The sequence below is a fragment of the Reinekea marinisedimentorum genome (genome assembly GCF_004341165.1).
Lineage (GTDB): Bacteria > Pseudomonadota > Gammaproteobacteria > Pseudomonadales > Natronospirillaceae > Reinekea > Reinekea marinisedimentorum.
In genome coordinates, this window is sequence record NZ_SLZR01000004.1 from 171,538 (window position 1) to 191,743 (window position 20,206).

General features: G+C 52.6%; 15 protein-coding genes and 1 other RNA gene. 6 read left to right on the forward strand and 10 right to left on the reverse strand.

The annotated features are described in order from the left end of the window. Positions 1 to 15: 15 nt before the first annotated feature. The 5 genes from rnd to BCF53_RS06905 all read right to left on the reverse strand — a co-directional run bounded on the left by rnd (position 16) and on the right by BCF53_RS06905 (position 4,933). A complete protein-coding gene (gene rnd, locus BCF53_RS06885; protein ID WP_132700840.1) occupies positions 16 to 1,152 on the reverse strand; it encodes a ribonuclease D in 1,137 nt (378 codons plus the stop codon). Then, on the reverse strand, positions 1,139 to 1,750 hold the full coding sequence (gene recR, locus BCF53_RS06890; protein ID WP_132700842.1) for a recombination mediator RecR: 612 nt from the start codon (positions 1,748 to 1,750) through the stop codon (positions 1,139 to 1,141). The genes rnd and recR overlap by 14 nt, the downstream gene beginning before the upstream one ends. A gap of 24 nt (positions 1,751 to 1,774) precedes the next feature. Further along, positions 1,775 to 2,101: a YbaB/EbfC family nucleoid-associated protein gene (locus BCF53_RS06895; RefSeq protein WP_132700844.1), complete on the reverse strand. Its 327-nt coding sequence runs from the start codon at positions 2,099 to 2,101 to the stop codon at positions 1,775 to 1,777. Between the two features lie 3 nt (positions 2,102 to 2,104). Further along, positions 2,105 to 4,135 (reverse strand): DNA polymerase III subunit gamma/tau, encoded by a 2,031-nt coding sequence (gene dnaX / locus BCF53_RS06900; protein ID WP_132700846.1) that lies wholly within the window; start codon positions 4,133 to 4,135, stop codon positions 2,105 to 2,107. Between the two features lie 159 nt (positions 4,136 to 4,294). Continuing rightward, the gene (locus BCF53_RS06905; protein ID WP_243645787.1) at positions 4,295 to 4,933 is read right to left on the reverse strand and encodes an arylesterase; all 639 of its coding nucleotides are present in this window, start codon (positions 4,931 to 4,933) and stop codon (positions 4,295 to 4,297) included. Positions 4,934 to 4,937: 4 nt separating this feature from the next. Between BCF53_RS06905 and BCF53_RS06910 the strand changes: the two genes are divergently transcribed. Together BCF53_RS06910 and BCF53_RS06915 are read left to right on the forward strand one after the other, a co-directional pair. Then, the gene (locus BCF53_RS06910; RefSeq protein WP_132700847.1) at positions 4,938 to 5,621 is read left to right on the forward strand and encodes an ABC transporter ATP-binding protein; all 684 of its coding nucleotides are present in this window, start codon (positions 4,938 to 4,940) and stop codon (positions 5,619 to 5,621) included. Continuing rightward, a complete protein-coding gene (locus tag BCF53_RS06915) occupies positions 5,618 to 8,119 on the forward strand; it encodes an ABC transporter permease (RefSeq protein ID WP_132700849.1) in 2,502 nt (833 codons plus the stop codon). The genes BCF53_RS06910 and BCF53_RS06915 overlap by 4 nt, the downstream gene beginning before the upstream one ends. A 144-nt stretch (positions 8,120 to 8,263) precedes the next feature. On the opposite strand, the gene BCF53_RS06920 is transcribed toward BCF53_RS06915, so the two are convergent. The 3 genes from BCF53_RS06920 to ffs form a co-directional block, all read right to left on the reverse strand. Then, on the reverse strand, positions 8,264 to 8,623 hold the full coding sequence (locus tag BCF53_RS06920) for a hypothetical protein (RefSeq protein WP_132700851.1): 360 nt from the start codon (positions 8,621 to 8,623) through the stop codon (positions 8,264 to 8,266). A gap of 311 nt (positions 8,624 to 8,934) precedes the next feature. Further along, the gene (locus BCF53_RS19605) at positions 8,935 to 9,141 is read right to left on the reverse strand and encodes a DUF6538 domain-containing protein (RefSeq protein ID WP_424511402.1); all 207 of its coding nucleotides are present in this window, start codon (positions 9,139 to 9,141) and stop codon (positions 8,935 to 8,937) included. A gap of 69 nt (positions 9,142 to 9,210) precedes the next feature. Continuing rightward, positions 9,211 to 9,307, reverse strand: an RNA gene (gene ffs, locus BCF53_RS06925) — signal recognition particle sRNA small type. A gap of 256 nt (positions 9,308 to 9,563) precedes the next feature. Here ffs and BCF53_RS06930 point away from each other — a divergent pair. The 4 genes from BCF53_RS06930 to BCF53_RS06945 all read left to right on the forward strand — a co-directional run bounded on the left by BCF53_RS06930 (position 9,564) and on the right by BCF53_RS06945 (position 17,759). Further along, positions 9,564 to 12,008, forward strand: coding sequence for a putative bifunctional diguanylate cyclase/phosphodiesterase (locus BCF53_RS06930; protein ID WP_132700852.1), 2,445 nt, complete (start codon positions 9,564 to 9,566; stop codon positions 12,006 to 12,008). A 15-nt stretch (positions 12,009 to 12,023) separates the two neighbouring features. Next, positions 12,024 to 12,677: a 7-carboxy-7-deazaguanine synthase gene (queE, locus tag BCF53_RS06935; protein ID WP_132700854.1), complete on the forward strand. Its 654-nt coding sequence runs from the start codon at positions 12,024 to 12,026 to the stop codon at positions 12,675 to 12,677. A gap of 323 nt (positions 12,678 to 13,000) precedes the next feature. Beyond that, positions 13,001 to 15,589, forward strand: coding sequence for a bifunctional aconitate hydratase 2/2-methylisocitrate dehydratase (acnB, locus tag BCF53_RS06940; RefSeq protein ID WP_132700856.1), 2,589 nt, complete (start codon positions 13,001 to 13,003; stop codon positions 15,587 to 15,589). A 256-nt stretch (positions 15,590 to 15,845) separates the two neighbouring features. After that, the gene (locus BCF53_RS06945; protein WP_132700858.1) at positions 15,846 to 17,759 is read left to right on the forward strand and encodes a methyl-accepting chemotaxis protein; all 1,914 of its coding nucleotides are present in this window, start codon (positions 15,846 to 15,848) and stop codon (positions 17,757 to 17,759) included. Between the two features lie 31 nt (positions 17,760 to 17,790). On the opposite strand, the gene BCF53_RS06950 is transcribed toward BCF53_RS06945, so the two are convergent. Together BCF53_RS06950 and BCF53_RS06955 are read right to left on the reverse strand one after the other, a co-directional pair. After that, positions 17,791 to 18,555: a methyltransferase domain-containing protein gene (locus BCF53_RS06950; RefSeq protein WP_132700860.1), complete on the reverse strand. Its 765-nt coding sequence runs from the start codon at positions 18,553 to 18,555 to the stop codon at positions 17,791 to 17,793. Between the two features lie 193 nt (positions 18,556 to 18,748). Further along, entirely contained in the window at positions 18,749 to 20,071 is a 1,323-nt protein-coding gene (locus tag BCF53_RS06955) for a hypothetical protein (protein WP_132700862.1), read from the reverse strand. Positions 20,072 to 20,206: the final 135 nt, after the last annotated feature.

Consider the following 20,206-nt stretch of genomic DNA (forward strand, 5'->3'; position numbering starts at 1 on the left):
CAGTTCCTACCCGGGTTATGTGCCCCACTGGGCACTTAAAAGCTCATTAACAGGTGCCAGCAGAATTTGTCCCCGCCAGCCGTTGAACACATCCGGCGCACGGTACTGACCATCCCGGCAACCACTGCGCAACCAACTTTCCAGCTGCTTACGCTTGGCCAAAACTTCTGCCGGTATATTATGCTGATCCGCCAACTGACTGATGCGTTCACGAACCTTCTTCAACAGCTCGGATTGATCGGCCGGCAAGGGGCCATCGATTCGCTCTGGCCACTGCTGGCGGTTTATTGTTTCTGCTGTTTTCAGAATCTGCATAATCGCATCGCCATACAGGCGAATCTTACGCGGATTCAATTTTAACCGGTGTTGCAGGTCGCCTTTGGTCGACGGCATGCGCTCCACAATCTGGATCAGTTCTTTATCCTGCAGAATGCGGCCGCGGTTGCAGTTTTCCTGACGGGCCTTGCGTTCGCGCCAGGCTGCGAGTTCTTTCAGTGCAAACAGCGATACACCCTTGAGTTTCCAGCCACCGCGCAATTTTAAGTAATACTGATCAGGCTCGGCAGGCAGATTGTTCAGAATCTGCCGCTCGCTGTCTTCAGCAACCCAATCGTAGCGCTCAATATTCTTCAGTTGCTCAGCCAGCTCACCATAAATGCGGTACAGCCAGAATACGTCGGCCGCCGCATATTCACACTGCTTATTGGTGAGCGGTCTGGCCAGCCAGTCACTGCGGGTGGCGTCTTTATCAATTTGCTCGCCAAACAGGCCTTCAACCAGCTTGGCATAGCTGACCTGAAGCGGGTAACCCAACAGCGCCGCAGCGATTTGGGTATCAAACACATTGCACAGCAGCACGCCGACACTGTGTTTTATCACCTCTGAATCTTCTGAAAGAGAGTGAAACACCTTGGTAATGTCAGGGTTTGTCAGCACCTGCTGTAACGGCCGCCAATCCTGAATATCCAATGGATCGACCAGCCAGACGGTATCTTCAATACAAACCTGAATCAGGCCAAGGTTGGCGTGAAAGGTTTCTGTACGTACAAATTCGGTATCAATCGCAATTACTGAAGACTGCTGCCACTGCTGGCACACCAGAGCGAGTTGCTGATCCCCCTGCACCCAGATGAAAGGATCACTTCTGCTCAATGTTTATCTCCCTTTTGTGTTCAATGGCGCTGACCAGATGACGGCTTTCGGCCTGATCGAGACTGCCATTTTTAAGATGAGCAACCATTGCCCGGCTGCATTTCACGTTTAATCCCTTAAGCTGTTCGGTGATGTAATAGATGGTCGCTTCCGACTCCATCTGGTCATCCAGAACGAACATAATCTCTTCAATGGATTCGGCTTTAACCTTATCGACCAGATCGAACACGCCCAGCTGCTCAGGGCCGACAGCATCCATCGGCGAAAGCACGCCATGCAGCACGAAGTAGCGACCAGTAAAACGGTTGGACATTTCAATGGCCGAGCGGTCAGCGTCGTTGGCAACCACACACACCAGTTTGGTATTGCGGTCGGTACTTTCACAAACCGGGCACACCGGAAGTTCTGTCAGTGTTCGGCATGAAGGGCAGCGATGCACTTTTTCCAGCGCATCTGCCAGCGAGTGGCTCAATTGCCGGGCCGAGTCGGTATCGCGCTCCAACAGGTACAACGCCATGCGCGTTGCCGAGCGGGTTCCGATGCCGGGCAGCAATTGCAAAGCACGGATCAGTTCTTCAGTTGCGGGTGTGTATGCCATGATTCAGTCGTTTGAGTTCAGTATTCAGAATGGCAGTTTCATGCCCGGTGGCAAACCCATACCGGCAGTCACTGAAGCCATCTTTTCCTGGCTCTGGGTTTCAATTTTGCGCACGGCATCATTTACCGCAGCGGCGAGTAAATCTTCCAGCAGGTCTTTTTCTTCACTCATCAGCGAGTCATCAATCGATACCTTGCGGACATCGTGACGGCCAGTCATAACCACTGAGATCAGGCCTGCGCCAGCTTCACCGGTCACTTCCATGTTGGCTACTTCTTCCTGCATCTGCTGCATTTTTTCCTGCATTTTCTGGGCTTGTTTCATCATGTTGCCCATGCCGCCTTTCATCATTACTTATTCTCCTGAAGGAATCGGATTGTGGTTGGTCACCGCTGTTTCGCGCTGCAACTCCGCATTGTATGTTGCGATGAGCTGAGAAACGAACGGATCTTCCTGTAAATATTCATAGGCCTGATCTTTGGCTTTCTGCACCAGCTGATCAACCCAGAGCTGTGGCGTCTGCTCTACCGCGGTAAATTCATAGGAAAGCTTTTTACAGCCTTCCAGCCACTGCCCTATTACCTGCATCAGTTTTTCCTGATGGCTGGGATTCATAATTTTCCGGTAGTTCTGGGAAATTTTCAGCGACAGCGTTTCACCATCGAAGCCCACCCATTCGCTGTTGGCGAACAGGGTTTTGGTCATCCCCTGAAGGCCCAAACGGTGCAGGGTTACCTGCCACCAGAACATTGGGTCGGTATCCAGATTAGTTGCCGGCCATTCAGCGATATGCGGGCGCTCTGCATCTACTTCAACTGACGCTGTTTCAACGGGTGCTGGCGCAGACATGACCGGCGCTTGCGGAACAGGCGCAGGCACCGGTTCCGCAAGCGGTTCTGGCTCTGGTTCTGGAGCGGGTTCTGCCTGAACAGCAGCAACGGCGGCTATTGCTGGCTCCGGCTGCAGTGCAGCGACATCCGCCACCGGCTCTTCCCAGGGTGGCGGCATTGATTGCGGTTGCGCGGTTGCTACAACAGGTTCAACGGGCTGAGGCTGTGGTTCGGGTGCCACGATGGGCGCCTCCTGCGGCACAGCCGGCTGTGGCTGTGGCTGTGGCTGTGGCTCGGGCTCCGGCTCGGGCTCGGGCTCGGGCTCGGGCTCGGAATGAGCCTGTACCGGCTCCGGTTGAGCCTCAACATACGCTTCAGACTTTTTTGTCTCAATACCTGCACTGGCCGGTGCAGCTTCAATTGCCGCGGGCTCTGCAGAAAGCTCGGGTAACTGCCCGACGTTGGCGGCTGGCGTCTGGCTAAACGCCAGCATGCGCAGCAAGGCCATCTCAAACCCAGCACGCTCACTCGGCGCCAGGCTCATCTCCGGCTTGGCTTTCGCGGCAATCTGGTAATAAAGGTGTACATCTTCCGGCTGCACGGCACCCGCCAGCTGAACAACGGCGTTGCGATCACCCTTGCTGTTATCAATCGCGTTCGGTGCGGCCTGAGCAATGGCCGTTCGGTGCAGCACGGACATCAATTCGGTCATCAGCGCCAGGTAATCCGGCGAGTGAGCGTCTATCTCTGCCACCAGCGCCATCAATGCATCAATATTGCGTTCGAACAGGGCCACGGCAAGGCGCAGTACGCGCTTTAAATCAACCGTACCAAGCATGGAGGCCACTTCCTGATCTTTCAGCTCGCCTTCACCGAAGGCAATGGCCTGATCTGTCAGGCTCAGGGCGTCGCGCATACTGCCGGCCGCCGCTTCGGCGATGGACCACAACGAAGGTTCATCGTGAGGAATACTTTCTTGCTGAAGGATATGAGCCAGATGATTCACGATATTCTCGCGGGTCATATTCTTCAGGTTGAACTGCAGACAGCGGGAAAGCACCGTCACTGGCAGCTTTTGCGGGTCTGTCGTAGCGAGCAGGAATTTCACATGCTCTGGCGGTTCTTCCAGCGTTTTCAGCAGCGCGTTAAAGCTGCTGGTTGAAAGCATGTGCACTTCGTCAATCAGGTAGACTTTATAGCGACCCCGGGTAGGCGCGTACTGGACGTTATCGAGCAGCTCGCGGGTATCTTCAACCTTGGTTCGGCTGGCGGCATCCACTTCAATCAGATCAACAAAACGGCCTTCGGCAATCTCCACACAGCTGGAGCAGACTCCACAGGGCTTAGAGCTGACACCCTGCTCACAGTTCAGGCTTTTGGCCAGCAGACGTGCGATTGAGGTTTTACCCACTCCGCGGGTACCGGTGAACAGATAGGCGTGATGCAAGCGCTGCTGATCGAGCGCATTCACCAGAGCACGTAAAACATGTGCCTGCCCCACCATTTCTGAAAAAGTAGATGGGCGCCATTTTCTTGCCAAAACCTGATAGGACATAGGAATTCAGTTCTAAATTTGCTAAGCGCGTATCCTAACTATGATTACCGGCCTCTACCAGTCCTGAAATGAACCAAGCCCGCAAAAAGCCAAAGAAAACAAAAAGTTAGATTGCTGAAGCAAAAACGGATCAATGACTGCAATGCCTTTGCCGATCACTTAGCCACCCGCAGTTAAAGCCTGCTGCACCAGCGGCAGTACGTTCTGTAGAATGATGGGCTGAGCTTCCGCGGTGGGGTGAAGACCATCGCTTTGCATCAGGGAAGGCTCCAGAGCGACACCTTCAAGCAAAAAAGGCAGGTAAGCACTGCCGGATGCCAGCGCAACATTTTCAAAGGCTTTAAAGAACGGCTCGGTATAACGCTTACCAAAGTTGGGTGGCAAATGGGTGCCCACCACGATTACGCTGGCCCCCATGTTCTGGCTCATGGTAACCATAGCCTCCAGGTTCTGCTGCATCATGGTCACCGGAAAACCTCGCAGGCCGTCATTTGCGCCCAGTTCCAGAATAAGGATATCCGGCTTCACACTGCTGAGCAGAACCGGTAAGCGCTCCAGGCCGCCACGGGTGGTTTCACCGCTGATGCTGGTATTGAGCACCTCATGTTCCGGCTGAAGCGCCTGCGTCAACAGCGCCACCCAGCTCTCTTGCGGGTTAATACCGTAACCGGCTGAAAGGCTGTCGCCGTGAACCAAAATGGTTTGCGCCTGACTAAGCTGAGTAAAGTGGCACAGAAACACCGCCAGAAACAAACCGTACATCGGCTTCAGCCGTAATTTAGAAATTTGGAATCGCATAGTTATGAACAGCCCAGTCATCATTCAGACCGTCGATCTTAAACAGGTTGTCTCTAATCGAGAAGAGCCCATTGTCATTCTCGATGGCATCAATTTGTCGATACAGAAAGGCGAAACCGTTGCCATTGTTGGGGTTTCCGGCTCCGGCAAGTCCACCCTGCTGGGTATGCTGGCGGGTTTGGATTACCCCAGCTCCGGCCAGGTACTGATGGCAGGCGAAGACATTACCGGCCTGGATGAAGAGGCCCGCTCAGAGCTTCGCGGAGAAAAGGTTGGCTTTGTCTTCCAGAATTTTCAGTTGCTACCTGGCCTGACCGCACTGGAGAATGTCATGCTGCCGATGGAAGTACGCGGTGACCGGGCAGCCAAAGAAAAGGCCAGCCAATGGCTTGAAAAGGTCGGCCTGGCCAAGCGCGCCAGCCACCTGCCTCAGCAGCTGAGCGGCGGCGAGCAGCAGCGTGTTGCCGTGGCCAGAGCCTTTGCCGGCGAGGCTGACATTTTGTTTGCCGATGAACCCACCGGCAACCTGGATACCAAAACCGGCGAACACATTGCCAACCTGCTGTTCGAGCTGAATGAACAACAGGGCACCACGCTGATTCTGGTGACACACGACAACAAACTCGCCAGCCTCTGTCAGCGACAATTGCGTATGGAATCCGGCCGATTGAGCGAGGTTAGCGCATGAGCAGAAAGGCAAGCTCACACCTGACCCGCCTTGGCTTAAAGCTGCTGTGGCGCGACTGGCGCAGCGGTGAATTGAATGTCCTGGTATTCGCACTGGTGGTTGGTGTTGCCACAGTCACCGGGATCGGCCTGTTCGTAGACCGTATTCAGCGCTCCATTCTCGATGAAGCCAGTACCCTGCTGGCAGCGGATGCACAGATTGGCGGCTCGCAACCCATTCCAACCGAATGGGTAGATCAGGCTGAACAGCAAGGGCTGGACACTGCCTTTTCCACCTCGTTCAGAGCCATGGCCTTTGGTGGCGAAGGCCGTATGCAGCTCGCCTCCATCAAGGCAGTTTCCGATGAGTACCCGCTCAAAGGCGAGCTGGAAATCAGCCAACAGATATTCAGCGAAGGTCAAAAGACCCGAAGCGGCCCGCAACCGGGCGAGGCCTGGGTCAATTCGCGTTTACTGGCGGCACTGAACCTCAGCATCGGAGATTCTATCGGCGTGGGTGATGCCGACTTCACCATCGCCCAGGTGCTGTTGAGTGAGCCGGACAATTCAGGCGTATTCGCCTCGGTTAACCCCCGGGTAATGATCAGCCAGCAGGATTTAGCCGCAACGGCCGCCGTTCAACCCGGCAGCCGGGTGCGCTATGAATTACACCTGCTGGGCGATGTTGAGCCCTTCTACGCCCAGTGGCAGCAGCAGGACCACAACCATCACCGCTGGCAAAGCGTTGAAGATGCCAGCGAGCAGGTTGCCGATACCCTGAGCCGGGCGGAGTCTTTTCTGCTGTTGGCCGGGTCGTTATCAGTCATCCTTTCCGGTGTTGCACTGGCCCTGTCATCCAACCACTACGCCCGGCATCAGGCCAGCCACGTTGCCTTACTGAAAACGCTGGGCCTGACCCCGAAAGCAATCACCCGCCTGTACGCCGGCAACCTTACCCTACTGGCCGTCATGATCGTCATCTGCGCCATCGCGCTGGGCTGGTTGATCCACTGGTTATTTCTGCAGCTGTTTGCGGGACTGCTGCCGCGTGAACTGGTTGAAGCATCGGCCAAGCCCTACCTACTGGGTCTGGCGACCGGCATGATCTGCTTTCTCGGCTTCTCACTGCCGCCGATATGGCTACTGAGAAACACGCCGCCCGCCAAAGCCCTGCGCAGCCAGGAAGCCGGCGGTCAACTGACGCAATTGAAGGCGACCCTGCTCGGCATCGTTGCCGTTATCGGGCTGATCTACCTCTATTCGCAGAGCCTGCTGATTACCACCGTACTGTTTGGCGCGGGTGTCATTGCCATCTTTGGTGTCGCCGTTTTAGCGCGCGCTCTTATTGTGCTTGCCCGCCGATCGGCTTCACGCTTAGGGCCTATCTGGCGAATTGGTCTTGCCAGTGTGCAGCGAAACCAGGCGCAGAACTCTTACCAGATCATGATATTTTCGGTCGCCTTTCTGCTACTGTTTGTTCTGATTCTTGTGCGAACCAGCCTGGTTTCAGAGTGGCAGCAGCAACTGCCGGAAGGTACACCCAACCACTTTGCCTTCAATATTTTTCAATCGGAACGCGACTCTATTGAACAGATACTGACGGATAACGGCGTCGACACTCAGGCGTTCTACCCTATGTCACGCGGCCGGTTAGTGCAGGTAGACGGTGAGGAAATCAGCGAACGCATTGAGCGCCTGCAGCCCCGCGGCGACGATTATCAGCGCGAACTGAACATCACCTGGACAACAACACTTGCCGACGACAACGAAGTCATAGAGGGCGACTGGTTTACCGAAGCCGATACCTCACAAAACCTGATATCCGTTGAGCAGGATTTCGCCGAAGGTTTGGGTATTGAGTTGGGCAGCGAACTGCAGTTTTCCTTTGGCGGCCAGTCTGTCAGCGCCACGGTAAAAAGCATCCGCACCGTTCAATGGGACAGCATGGCACCCAACTTCTATGTCATCTTTTCCTCACCGGTACTTGCAGGCAGCGGCGCCGCTTATCTGACCAGCTTCTATCTGGACGCTGAACAAAAACCGGCGCTGGTGGATATTCTTCAGGCGCACCCCACCGTTTCAGTGATCGAGGTCGACATCATCATTGCCCGTATTCAGGCCATTGTTGGCCAGGTAACCCGAGCCATTGAGTTCATCCTGAGCCTGACCCTGGTGAGCGGATTAGTGGTACTGATCGCCAGCATTCAGGCCACCATTGATGAACGCATGCGCGAAAGCGCCATGCTGCGGGCATTGGGTGCCAAACAGAAAATGGTGCTGGGCGCACTGGCCATCGAATTTCTGTTTATCGGCGCCATTGCAGGGTTCTTAGGTGCGCTCGGTGCCCAAGTAGCACTCTACTTCCTGCAGACAGAATTGTTCGGCATGGACTTCAACCCGAACGGGCTGGTGTTTGCACTTGGCCCGGTTGTAGGGGCGGTGATTATTGGTTTGGTAGGATTGGTTTCGACCAGGAAAGTGGTCAGGGTGGCACCGCTGACAATTTTGCGCGGGACTTAGCGTTTATCGGGAAGGCAGCTCAAATGAAATCTATGATCAGGCTGGAAAATTCCTGCTTTAATGGCCGCGATTCAATGTTTTAATTTTTTGGCTGGCCAAACCTAACTGATGATTTCAGCCAGCCTTGTTTACATGAGTGGTACCTTATTTAGAAACCCATTGATTATCTACATTGATGATTTCGCAAGCAATTCTATCGCTTACTTCATCGTACTTTTTCAGCAGTTGCTGATTACAATTTTCTAAAGCCAGCTCTATAGCAAAATCAGCAGTTGTTTTGTTTGTAACATAGCTAGAAGCTCTAGTTCCTTTTGATTGAGCCCAAGCTTTGTGATCTGGCTTATTGTAGTACTTCTCATACATTCCAAGAGCATTATTGGTCTTCAAAGTCACTTTAGCTTGTTCATACGACTCTTCATATGCAGCCGGGTCTTTAGTCGAAAGTGTCGTAGCACAACCTGTGAGTGCAAAAGCAGTTAGAAATATGCAAATCTGATTTTTCATGTAACTTCCCTTGTTTTTATTAGGTTCTAAAAGTTAATTCGACTGGCACTACTTAGTGAGAAATATTTCAGCCAGATCGCCAATACTGAGCACGAGTGCTTAGGATTATTGTTGTTCTCAAGCCGAAATATGAACGCCATTTGACAGCGTGTCAATTTGTCACACAAATAGGCTATGACCTATATCAATTGCGAGCGTTACTGAACGAGCCCCTCCTTGGCAACTCAGTCGCGGCGGCAATTTCAAAACCATCTCACAGCACGCTCAGACACATCCATGTAAGGACTACCACGCCCACCGGAAGCCCTTAATTAGAGCCTACCAGCCCTCTCCAGCACCACAGAGCTACTCATAAAGGCACAACGCCGATCACTAGTCTGCAATGAGCGTTTGATATGAGTACAGGAGAGCGAATCAACAAGTGCAACAGGCACGCGCTGACGAAAGTAATAAACACCGTGACGGGAAGTCTGCAAATATGCTGAGTTTCTGGAAATGTGTCCCACTTTGTGTCCCACCTAGTGGTCAACAAAGCGAATTTCAGAGAAAACCTATATAAAACAATAGGTTAAAAAGATTGGGTGGCAACCCACCAGCCACACCCCGGCACACGATGCAGTCGCTACCGTTGCTCCCTTCCGGGCCTGGCGGGGTTTACGACCTTTCGTTGCGAGGGGACCGGCAGGTCGCCATAACGAGAGGCGGCATTATCCACAGCCTGAAAAAAAACTCAACTCAAATTCGCCCTATTATTCAATAATGAACTGAAAAACACCGCAATCTGTTCCAGCCGACCAACAGTTCAGGCCATGTTTAACAGCAGCTGCTAAGCTGTTGTGATCATTGAGAATTAACTCTCATCCGGAAAGCAGCTTTTTGGTAAAACTGTCACACACTGCTTTACTTGTTGATAATCCTTAACAAAGAATCCCGCTTCTAGATGCTCAGAGACAAAAGCGCTATTCCACAGTTCAGTAAAAGATTGTCTGTTCGGGCAATCGTTGCGGGCATTCTAATCACGCTGGTTACCAGCGGGCTTGTGACTGTTTTCCAGGTGATTTCTTCCATCAACAGCAACAGCAAATTACTGTCGTCAGAGATACTGGCTCGTGTGGAAACGTATCGCAGTGATGTCACTTATGCCCTAATAGAGGGTGATGCCGCGGCGGGCATTGAAGTGCTTAAGAATATCAGCGCTCCGCCTTTTGTCATCCGTGCAGGCTTGTACCATAACGATGATCAGACTCTTGCGGAAACCGCCAAACCGGCCAGTTTCAGGAACCGAAACTTCACAGGCATTGCCGACCTGGTGAACAACCCCATTCGCGAGCTAACCCTGGCTGTTACGGAGCAAGACCAGGTTTTGGGCTATCTGAAGCTGGAACTGGACGTGCGCTTTCGCCTGGAGCGTATCTCCAGCAGCATTGTGCACGGAATGTATCTGCTGTTGGGCCAGGGTGTGCTTATCTCCTGCGTTCTGGCTTACTTCTATCTACGCTACCTGATAAAGCCAATCAATGAAGTTGCCCGGCAAATTAAAGAAAGCCCTATAACCGGCAATACCCAAACTTTGATCGGAGAAAAGCACCTGTCACGCGATGACGAAATTGGCATTCTGGTCCGGGAGGCGAATCGATTTATTCGCCTGATCAACGAAACCTCCAGCGAAAAAGAAAGCGCCTTAGCTGCGGCCGACCAATCCTATAAAAGCATCGCGGATCTGCTGGAAAGCCTGCCGCACTTTATCAATGTGAAAGACACCTCAGGAAGGTTAATGCTGGCCAACAAGTCCTTTTTAAAGGCATTAAAGCTCAACCCCGAAACCTATATTGGTGCTGATGAAGACGACTTCATGACTCTAATCCCCGAAGCTACCCGCAAGATGGTCAAAGAGGCCGATGAAGATGCACTGGCACTGGAAATACCGGTGGTTCTGCCTGAGGTGGAATGGAAGCACGCGGACGGCAGCTATATGGCGCTGGAAGTCCGTAAAATAGCCATTAGCTATCGCGGCCAAAAGGCGATTCTTTCTGTCGCCATGGACGTTACCGAACGCAAGGAACATCAGGCACGGGTGCAGTATCTGGCCTATCACGACTCGCTGACCGGCCTGCCAAACCGCCATCTGTTTCTGGATCGTCTCGATCAGGCGCTGCTGCGCGCCGAGCGCTCCGGCCTGTATGGCGCGCTGATCTTTTTCGACTTGGATAATTTTAAAAACTATAACGACACCCGCGGCCACCTGTTTGGCGATGAAATTCTGGCAAATATCGCCAGCCGGCTGAAAGAGACGGTTCGCAGTCAGGATACCGTCGCCCGGTTGGGTGGCGACGAATTCGTAGTCTGCATGACCGAACTCTCCGAAGATGAGCAAACCGCAAAAACACTGGGCGGTGAGCTGGCGGAGCGCATTGTCAGCAATCTGAGAAAACCGCTGATGATCGAAAACTTCGAAGTAAACATCAGTGCGAGCCTTGGTATTGCCTACTTTAACAGCTACGGCCTGAATGCTTCAGAACTGCTTCAGCACGCCGACATGGCCATGTACAAGGCTAAGGATTCCGGCCGCAACAAGGTTATTGTCTTTGAAGATAAGATGGCCGACGCCGCAAACCGATTGCGCCAACTGAAGGCAGACTGTAAGCAAGCACTGGCCGAAGAACAGTTCTTTCTGGTATTTCAACCCCAGATCAACTCAGAAACCAAACAGATTATCGGCGCAGAAGCTCTGATCCGCTGGCGTCACCCTGAACGTGGGGTAATATCGCCGGGCGAGTTTATTCCCCTACTCGAAGAAGCCGGGCTGATGACCAAAGTGGGACAGTGGGTTCTGAAAAAATCCATTGAGACCACTGCAGACTGGCACAACCAGAACCTGGTTCACGATGGCTTTAAAATCAGCATTAATGTCAGCCCGCAGCAGTTCAGGCAGTCTGGCTTTGCAGACGAAGTACAAAGCATCATTCATGACTATTCGCTTGAAGCGCAGCTGATTAATCTGGAAATCACCGAAAGCATGATCATCGATGACATCGCCCATACCGCCAGCTCAATGAACGATCTGCGCAATATCGGCATTAACTTCTCGATTGATGATTTTGGAACCGGCTATTCAAACCTGAACTACCTGAAGCAGCTGCCGCTGGATGTTATCAAGGTCGATCAATCCTTTATCCGAGACCTGCTTAACGACCAGAACAGCATCGCCATTGTGCACACCATTCTAACGATGGCTAAACAGCTGAAGCTGACGACCATTGCCGAAGGCGTGGAAACCAACGAGCAATTGCTGGAGCTGAAAAAAATGGGATGCCATGTTTACCAAGGCTATCTATACTCCCCGCCGGTCGAAGCCGAACGGTTTCAGCAACTCCTTACAGATTAAAGCCTTATTCCAGTTATGACTTACAGCGTAAAAGAAATGTTTTACAGCCTTCAGGGGGAAGGCCACCACAGCGGTCGCCCGTCTGTTTTCTGCCGGTTTGCCGGCTGCAACCTGTGGAACGGCAAAGAAGCCAGCCGCGCGACATCCGTATGCACCTTCTGCGATACAGATTTTATCGGCACCGATGGCCAGAACGGCGGCAAGTTCAAAACAGAAGCGGCACTGGCAGAGGCCATCGAATCATTGTGGCCAGAAAACGCCGGCAACCGGTTCGTGGTTTTTACCGGTGGCGAACCGGCTCTGCAGTTAACCCCGGCATTGATCCGCGAACTACAGCAAAGAGGGTTTGAATGCGCAGTGGAATCAAACGGTACCCTGCCACTGCCCACCGAGCTGGACTGGGTCTGCATCAGCCCCAAGGGTTCATCCGAGGTCGTCATTACAGAATGCGATGAGTTAAAGCTGGTTTACCCCCAGCAGAACGCTCTGCCGGAACGCTTTGCGGCTGTGAAGGCCCGCTACCGCTATCTGAGCCCGTTAAACGACTGGACACAAAGCTCATTGCTGGCCAGCAGCCACGGCAACACGCAGCAGTGCATCGAATACTGCCTGCAAAACCCGCAATGGCGGCTGACACTGCAGAGCCACAAAATTCTCAACATTGACTAATAAACATACAGAGAATTAATTCCGGCGGTAACAAACATTCACCGCATGAATGCCGCCTATTAGTCTTGTTTGACCGGTATTCACTTAACTTTCAAGCCTTTATTCACTAAACTTTTCCCGCAATACAGCCTGATCGGGTGCCAGCAACGCTTCATACAGCGCAGCACCTGAACTCTTTGAACAGTGCATTATCCTAAAGAGCTGGCTCGGACTACCCGCTTTGGGTTTACAACTATTTCCGTAATGGATAGACGCTGCAGAGAAAATAACCGGCGCAAACCATTCACCCCAAAGCTCACACTTACGAGAATGGAGATCAAATCGTGCTTGAAGCTTATCGTAAACATGAACAAGAGCGCGCCGCACTAGGCATCCCAGCTAAACCTCTGAGCGCTGAACAAGTAACCAGTTTGGTCGATCTGCTGAAGAACCCTCCTGCCGGCGAAGAAGCATTCATCAAAGACCTTCTGGTCAACCGCGTACCGCCAGGCGTAGACGAAGCCGCCTACGTTAAAGCTGGCTTTTTATCCGCGGTTGCCAAGGGCGAAGACAGCTCTCCTCTAATCACCAAAGCTGAAGCCGTTGAACTGCTGGGCACCATGCAGGGCGGCTACAACATTGAAACTCTGGTCGCCCTTCTGGACGATGCTGAACTGGCCGAACTGGCCGGCGAGCAACTGAAGCACACCCTGCTGGTTTTCGATGCCTTCCACGATGTTAAAGAAAAGGCCGATTCCGGTAACGCCTCGGCTAAAGCGGTCATGCAAAGCTGGGCCGATGCCGAGTGGTATCTGAACAAGCCTGAAGTCCCTGAAAAAATCACCCTGACCGTATTCAAGGTGACCGGTGAAACCAACACCGATGACCTGTCTCCGGCGCAAGATGCCTGGTCGCGTCCGGATATTCCGCTGCACGCTCTGGCCATGTACAAAATGGAGCGCGATGGTCTGACCCCGGATAAAGACGGTGAAATTGGCCCGATCGCACAAATCGAGAAACTGAAAGAACAAGGCTACCCGCTGGCACTGGTGGGCGATGTCGTTGGTACCGGCTCGTCGCGTAAATCTGCGACCAACTCGGTATTGTGGTACACCGGCCAGGATATTCCGAACGTACCGAACAAGCGCTTCGGTGGCTTCTGTCTGGGCGGAAAAATTGCCCCAATCTTCTTCAACACCATGGAAGATGCCGGTGCCCTGCCGATTGAACTGCCGGTAGAAAAAATGAACATGGGCGATGTTATCGACCTGTTCCCATACGCTGGTAAAGTCGAAAAGAACGGCGAAGTTGTCTCTGAATTCCAGCTGAAAACCAACGTGCTGCTTGATGAAGTGCGCGCTGGCGGCCGAATTCCACTGATCATTGGCCGTGGCCTGACAGACCGTGCCCGCGAAGCCATGGGCCTGGAACCTTCAACTGTCTTTAACCGTCCGGGTGATGTTGAAGATACCGGCAAAGGTTACACACTGGCGCAGAAGATGGTTGGTAAAGCCTGCGGTGTTGACGGCGTTCGTCCAAACCAATACTGCGAACCTAAGATGACCACCGTCGGCTCTCAGGACACCACTGGCCCAATGACCCGTGACGAACTGAAAGACCTGGCCTGCCTCGGCTTCTCTGCCGACCTGGTGATGCAATCATTCTGTCACACTGCGGCCTACCCGAAACCAGTGGATATCGACACCCAGCACACCCTGCCCGACTTCATCATGAACCGTGGCGGTGTTTCCCTGCGTCCGGGTGACGGCATTATTCACAGCTGGTTAAACCGTATGTTGCTGCCTGATACCGTCGGTACAGGTGGTGACTCTCACACCCGCTTCCCAATGGGTATTTCCTTCCCGGCCGGTTCCGGCCTGGTCGCCTTTGCGGCCGCCACCGGTGTTATGCCGCTGGATATGCCAGAGTCGATTCTGGTGCGCTTTAAAGGCGAAATGCAGCCGGGTATCACCCTGCGTGATCTGGTTCATGCCATTCCTTATTACGGCATCAAAGAAGGTTTATTGACCGTTGAAAAAGCCGGTAAGAAGAATGAGTTCTCTGGCCGCGTCCTGGAAATTGAAGGTCTCGACCACCTCACGGTAGAGCAGGCATTTGAACTGTCTGATGCTTCTGCAGAGCGCTCTGCAGCTGGCTGTACCATTGCGCTGTCGGAAGAGTCTGTTGCCGAATACCTGCGTTCCAACATTGTGATGCTGCGCTGGATGATCGCCAACGGCTACGGCGACGAACGCACTCTGGAGCGTCGCGCCAAAGCCATGGAAGAGTGGCTGGCCAACCCAAGCCTGATGAAAGCCGACGCCGATGCTGAATACAAGCACATCCTCGAAATCGATCTGGCCGACATTAAAGAGCCTATCCTGTGTGCACCGAACGATCCGGACGATGCCCGCCTGCTGTCTGAAGTGGCTGGCGACAAGATTGACGAAGTCTTTGTTGGCTCCTGTATGACCAACATCGGTCACTTCCGTGCCGCCGGTAAACTGCTGGAAAACCACAAGGGCTCTATCTCAACCCGCATGTGGATTGCACCGCCAACCAAGATGGATGCCCACCAGCTGATGGAAGAAGGCTACTACAACATCTACGGTCGTGCCGGTGCACGTACCGAGATGCCGGGCTGTTCACTGTGTATGGGTAACCAGGCACGGGTGGCGGATAAATCGACCGTGGTTTCTACCTCGACCCGTAACTTCCCGAACCGTCTGGGTGCCGGTGCCAACGTCTACCTGGCCTCTGCAGAGCTGGCCTCGGTTGCTGCGGTTATGGGCAAACTGCCAACGCCGGAAGAATACCTGGAATATGCCAACAGCCTGAACAGCATGTCCGCTGAAATCTACCGCTACATGAACTTTGATCAGATGGAAGAGTTCACCGACGCGGCAAGCTCGATCATTGCTTCGGTCAAGTAAATAAGACTGACAACACAAGCCCGGTTCGCCGGGCTTTTTAGCATCCTCAGGATGCACGTCAAATTACCGCCTGTTTAAAAAACTCATACAAATCACCAGTCTTTTGGCCAAATATTTGGCCAAACTCAACGGTCCTTATCGTACTTTCTGACCATTCAAACGAATTTTATTGCTTGTTGAAAATTCGCCCTTATAGTGCGCCACCCCCTATTCAATTCACCGGTTTTCAGACTTTATTGTCGTCAGAGGTTTAAGGATGAAAGCATTAGCATCACTTTCCATTAAGTCGCGACTGATCATTTCCATGGTCCTTGCGGTTATCTTATCCACCAGCATTGTTACCGCCGTTGGTTTGCATAAAACCAAAGCGCTGCTGGTCACCCGTGTGGAATCATCAGATTTACCCAATCTGGTTTTACGCATCCGCAACGCTGTTAACAGCGAGATTTTAGAAATGAAATCCTATACCCGTGCGATAGCAACCAACCCGTTCATTATTGAATGGTCAAAGGCTGGGGCAGACAGCGCCGGTGAAGCCCGGCTGACGGAGTACCTGGGCAGCATCAAGCGGCTTGGGCACCTGAGCAATGCCTCGTTCGTGGACCGTGAAACCAACAATTACTGGAATCAGGATGGTTTTCTGCGTCAGCTGAAAAACGACAACCTGGACAGCTGGTTCTTTGCCTTCAAAAACAGTGGCAACGCAGAGTCTGCCAGTACCTACACCTACCCCAACGGCGATGTCGATATCTTTGTGAATTACCAGCAATTGAACGGTCGTGGTGCCTCCGGCGTATCGAAATCGTTCAATGAAATGGTCAGGTACCTGAACGGCTTCGAGGTAGAAGAAACCGGTACCGTTTATCTGGTCGATGCCAACGGCCTGGTTAAGGTACACAAAAACAAAAGCATTACCGATTCAAAGCGTCTGCACGACCTCTATTCCGATATAAACTACGCCAGCCTGCTGAACAGAAAAGACTTCAGCTTTGAGCATACCGATGATCTGGTGATTGCCTCCAGTTACGTATCCGGGCTGGATTGGTACGTCATCGCCGAGGTGCCCAAGGCCGAGCTGTACGCCGGTTTAGACAATACCCGCAACTATATGCTGCTGATGCTGGCCGGCTGTGTACTGCTGTTTACGCTGGTCAGCTACGTCATTGCGAAAAGCGTTGTCCGACCGATCGATAAAATGGCCCAGGCCTTTGAACAGCTTGGTGCCGGCAGCGGTAATCTGAACAGCAGCATCAGCGAACAGGAAGCAGAGGAAATCTCCCGCCTGGCTGCCGGCTTCAACAGTTTCGTCAGCAAGATACGCTCGGTGGTTGTCGATGTTTCTGAAACGTCGGCGCAGGTTAAAAAAGCCTCGGAGATGACCTTTTCCGACGCCCAAAAACTGAAGGCTATTGTTGAACAGCAGCGTGACGAGAGCCATCAGGTGTCTGTCGCCATGAATGAAATGGGCAGTACCATTGCCGAGATCGCCCAGAGCGCTAACGTCGCCGCACAGGCTTCGAGCGACGCCAATGAAGTGGCCCACAGAGCGCGTGATACCGTTACTCAATCGAGCGGTACCATCGAGCAAATGGCCGGCAATATGGATAAGGTTTCTGACAGCATTGAAAGCCTGGCCGGTAAAAGCGACTCAATCAGTGCGGTACTGGAGGTTATTCGCGGTATTTCTGAGCAGACCAATCTGCTGGCACTGAACGCCGCCATTGAAGCAGCGCGCGCCGGTGAACAGGGTCGCGGGTTTGCCGTGGTAGCCGACGAGGTGCGTAACCTGGCCAAGCGCACCGGCGAATCCACCGAAGAGATTCACGAGATGATCTCTGAATTGCAACAGGGTGCGAAAGCAGCGGTAGAGGCCGTACACGACAGCCGCACTCATGTGCAGATGAGTGTTGAAGCATCCGATAAAACCAGCCAGGCGCTGGAGGATATCGTTGCCAATGTTCAAAACATTTCTGATCTGAACATGCAGATTGCAACAGCAACCGAAGAGCAAGCCGCTGTGGTGAACGAAATCAATTCACATATTGTCAGGATCAGCGATACCACCGAAGAGAGTGCAGATGCCTCGGCCAGCATTGAAACATCCAGCGATGACCTGAACTGCATGTCGGAAAGCCTGGAAAAACTGGTTGGCCGCTTCGAGCTTTCCTGACCGGGAAAACAGCCAATCTTAAGCCCGTAAGTTACGGGCTTTTTTGTGCAATCAATAAAACGTAGCGGCCAATATCGCAGTAAGGCCGCTGCTCGCACAGCTGCAGCTCTGCATTGAACAGCTCTTGTTCTTCATACCAGTCGATGACGGTTTTTTCCGCCAGGTCTGAAAAGGTGCGAATACCGGCCTGACACAACAGCCTGAAACCTGCCTTTTCCAATTGGGCAATTACCTCCAGGGGGTCGAGCGGCGAAATCGGCGTTAAACCCTTGCGATCACCGGCGATGTTCCCGCTCATGGCGCGCTGCAGAGTACCCCGCATCAGGTGGCGCAGCATCAGCATATTGCGGTTGTAAACCATCAAGCCAAGATAGCCGCCAGGCTTCACCGCGCTGCACAGGCTTTGCAGTGCGCTATAAGGCTGCTCCAGCCATTCAAGCACGGCATGGGCATTGACGATGTCATACTCACCTAGGGCATCCAGATCGGTAATGGATAGGCACAGGGTTGTTAATGCCCCGGCTTCTATCGCAGCTGAAAAGTTCTGCCGAACGCTTTCAACCATTTCAGTGGATACATCAAAATAATCGACCGCACTGCCTTCGGATAGAAACCAGTGACTCATTTGCCCCAACCCGCCTGCGGCGTCGAGCACCCTGAGCCCGGAAAGCCCGCTAACCGGTAAATATTTTTTATAGAGCGCATCGATCAGCTGCATGCGCAACCGGCCTTTTCGGCTCTGATAGATCTGTTGTGAGAACCGGTCGAACAGACCGTCGAAATTTACACCAGCCAATGTTGTTACCTGCCAATTAAACCGGCGCTATTGTATGCAAAAACTGCAAGAAAAGATTTAAGGGCACCTCTAATAACTCTGATATGTCTCTGCGGAGTCTAAAAAGCTCAGCGGCAAGGCGACGATGAAAAATCATAGTTATTAGAGGTGCCCTTAAGGCAGGCTCAGTGGCCTGCCTGGTGCGGGTAGCGGTTTATTCCGGGTACAGCTTCACAACCGCAATCTCACTGCGTTCCAGCGGCAAATCGGTAAAGCCGGTGCTGAATCGGGTACGCACAATCACCCGCGCAGAATTAACCGAAATCATTTCACCGGTGAAGGTATAACCGTCTTTGCGCTGAATCTGTACCGTGCGGTACTGGTGATTTGCCAAAGACGAAAGCGGCACCTCAATGAGCATGCGGGTTGGCGCACTTCGGGCAGCCGCTGCCGCCTGCTCTGCTTCCTCTTCGGCATTAGCGATACGGAACTCACGACGTATGTTGCTTAAATCGAGCTCCGCTAATTTGTCGTTATCCCATTCGAATTTGCCGATAGCCAGTGGCTCATCATTGATCGAGATTTTAAGGTCTACCAGGTCGATCAGCTCGCTGGCGCCATAAAACTGCAGGTCGCTCATGCTGAAACCAGACAATGGACGCAGATCTACCTCTATGTAGGATCGATCCGCCAACAGTTGACGGTATGCCCCCAGCAGATCGAAATCGGTAGACAAGTCAATATCACCAATCACAGCGTTGATCATCTTAAGGTGGTGCTCTAACCACTCAGACTTTTCCATTCCGGATTCAACGGAACAAAAAGACTGATACTTGCTGTTATAGCCAAGGTCGGTATAGGCCATGGAGATGTTCGTGGTGGAAATGGTGGAAGGATCGAGGCCAAACAGCGCGTTACGGTAGTTTTCCATCACCGGGTACAGGCCGATAATCGTCTGATCCATCTCCATGCGGCCCATGCCATCCATATACAGATCGACCGAGCTGATCAGCTCATCGCTGCTATCGTTGTAATCGTAGCCTACCGATAAATCCATGGTCAGATTGTTGATGCCCATATCGTAGTAATTCACCGGGCTTAAGGCGATATGACGGCCACAACCCAGTGTACTTAGTTCAGCCAGCAGGTTTTGTGATGACCCCTGCTGTGAAAACGCGGCCAGTGCCTCGCGTTGCAAATCGATACTGAAGGTATCGATATCGACCTGCATGGATTTAGGCAAGCGGCCTTCCTGCAACGATTTTTCTATACTCAGGGTTTCCCAGAAGTTACTGGTGGCAAAGGAAATACTGTTGACATCAATGGTCACGCCGGCCAGAGGTATTTCGACAATGATGTCGTGAACCGTCATTCTGCCGTTAAAGTCGAAACTGAAATCATCGTAAGTGCCTTCAACTAAAGGCATATTCTGAAAAAAATCATCCAGCGTTTTTCTTACCTTCCATTGCATGCCGATATAGCTGGCAGCGGTCGCAATGACCAATCCAATTAAAATAATGACCAGAAGTTTTTTCATAGTGCCCTCTTGAATATGCCGGTTTCCATCCGCCAGCCCGGCAGGAAATTAGATAAGCGTTAATTAACCATAAGGTAATGATACAACAAATCTCAACGATGACATGCCCCCTGGGCCTGTTCGATACGGCCGCAG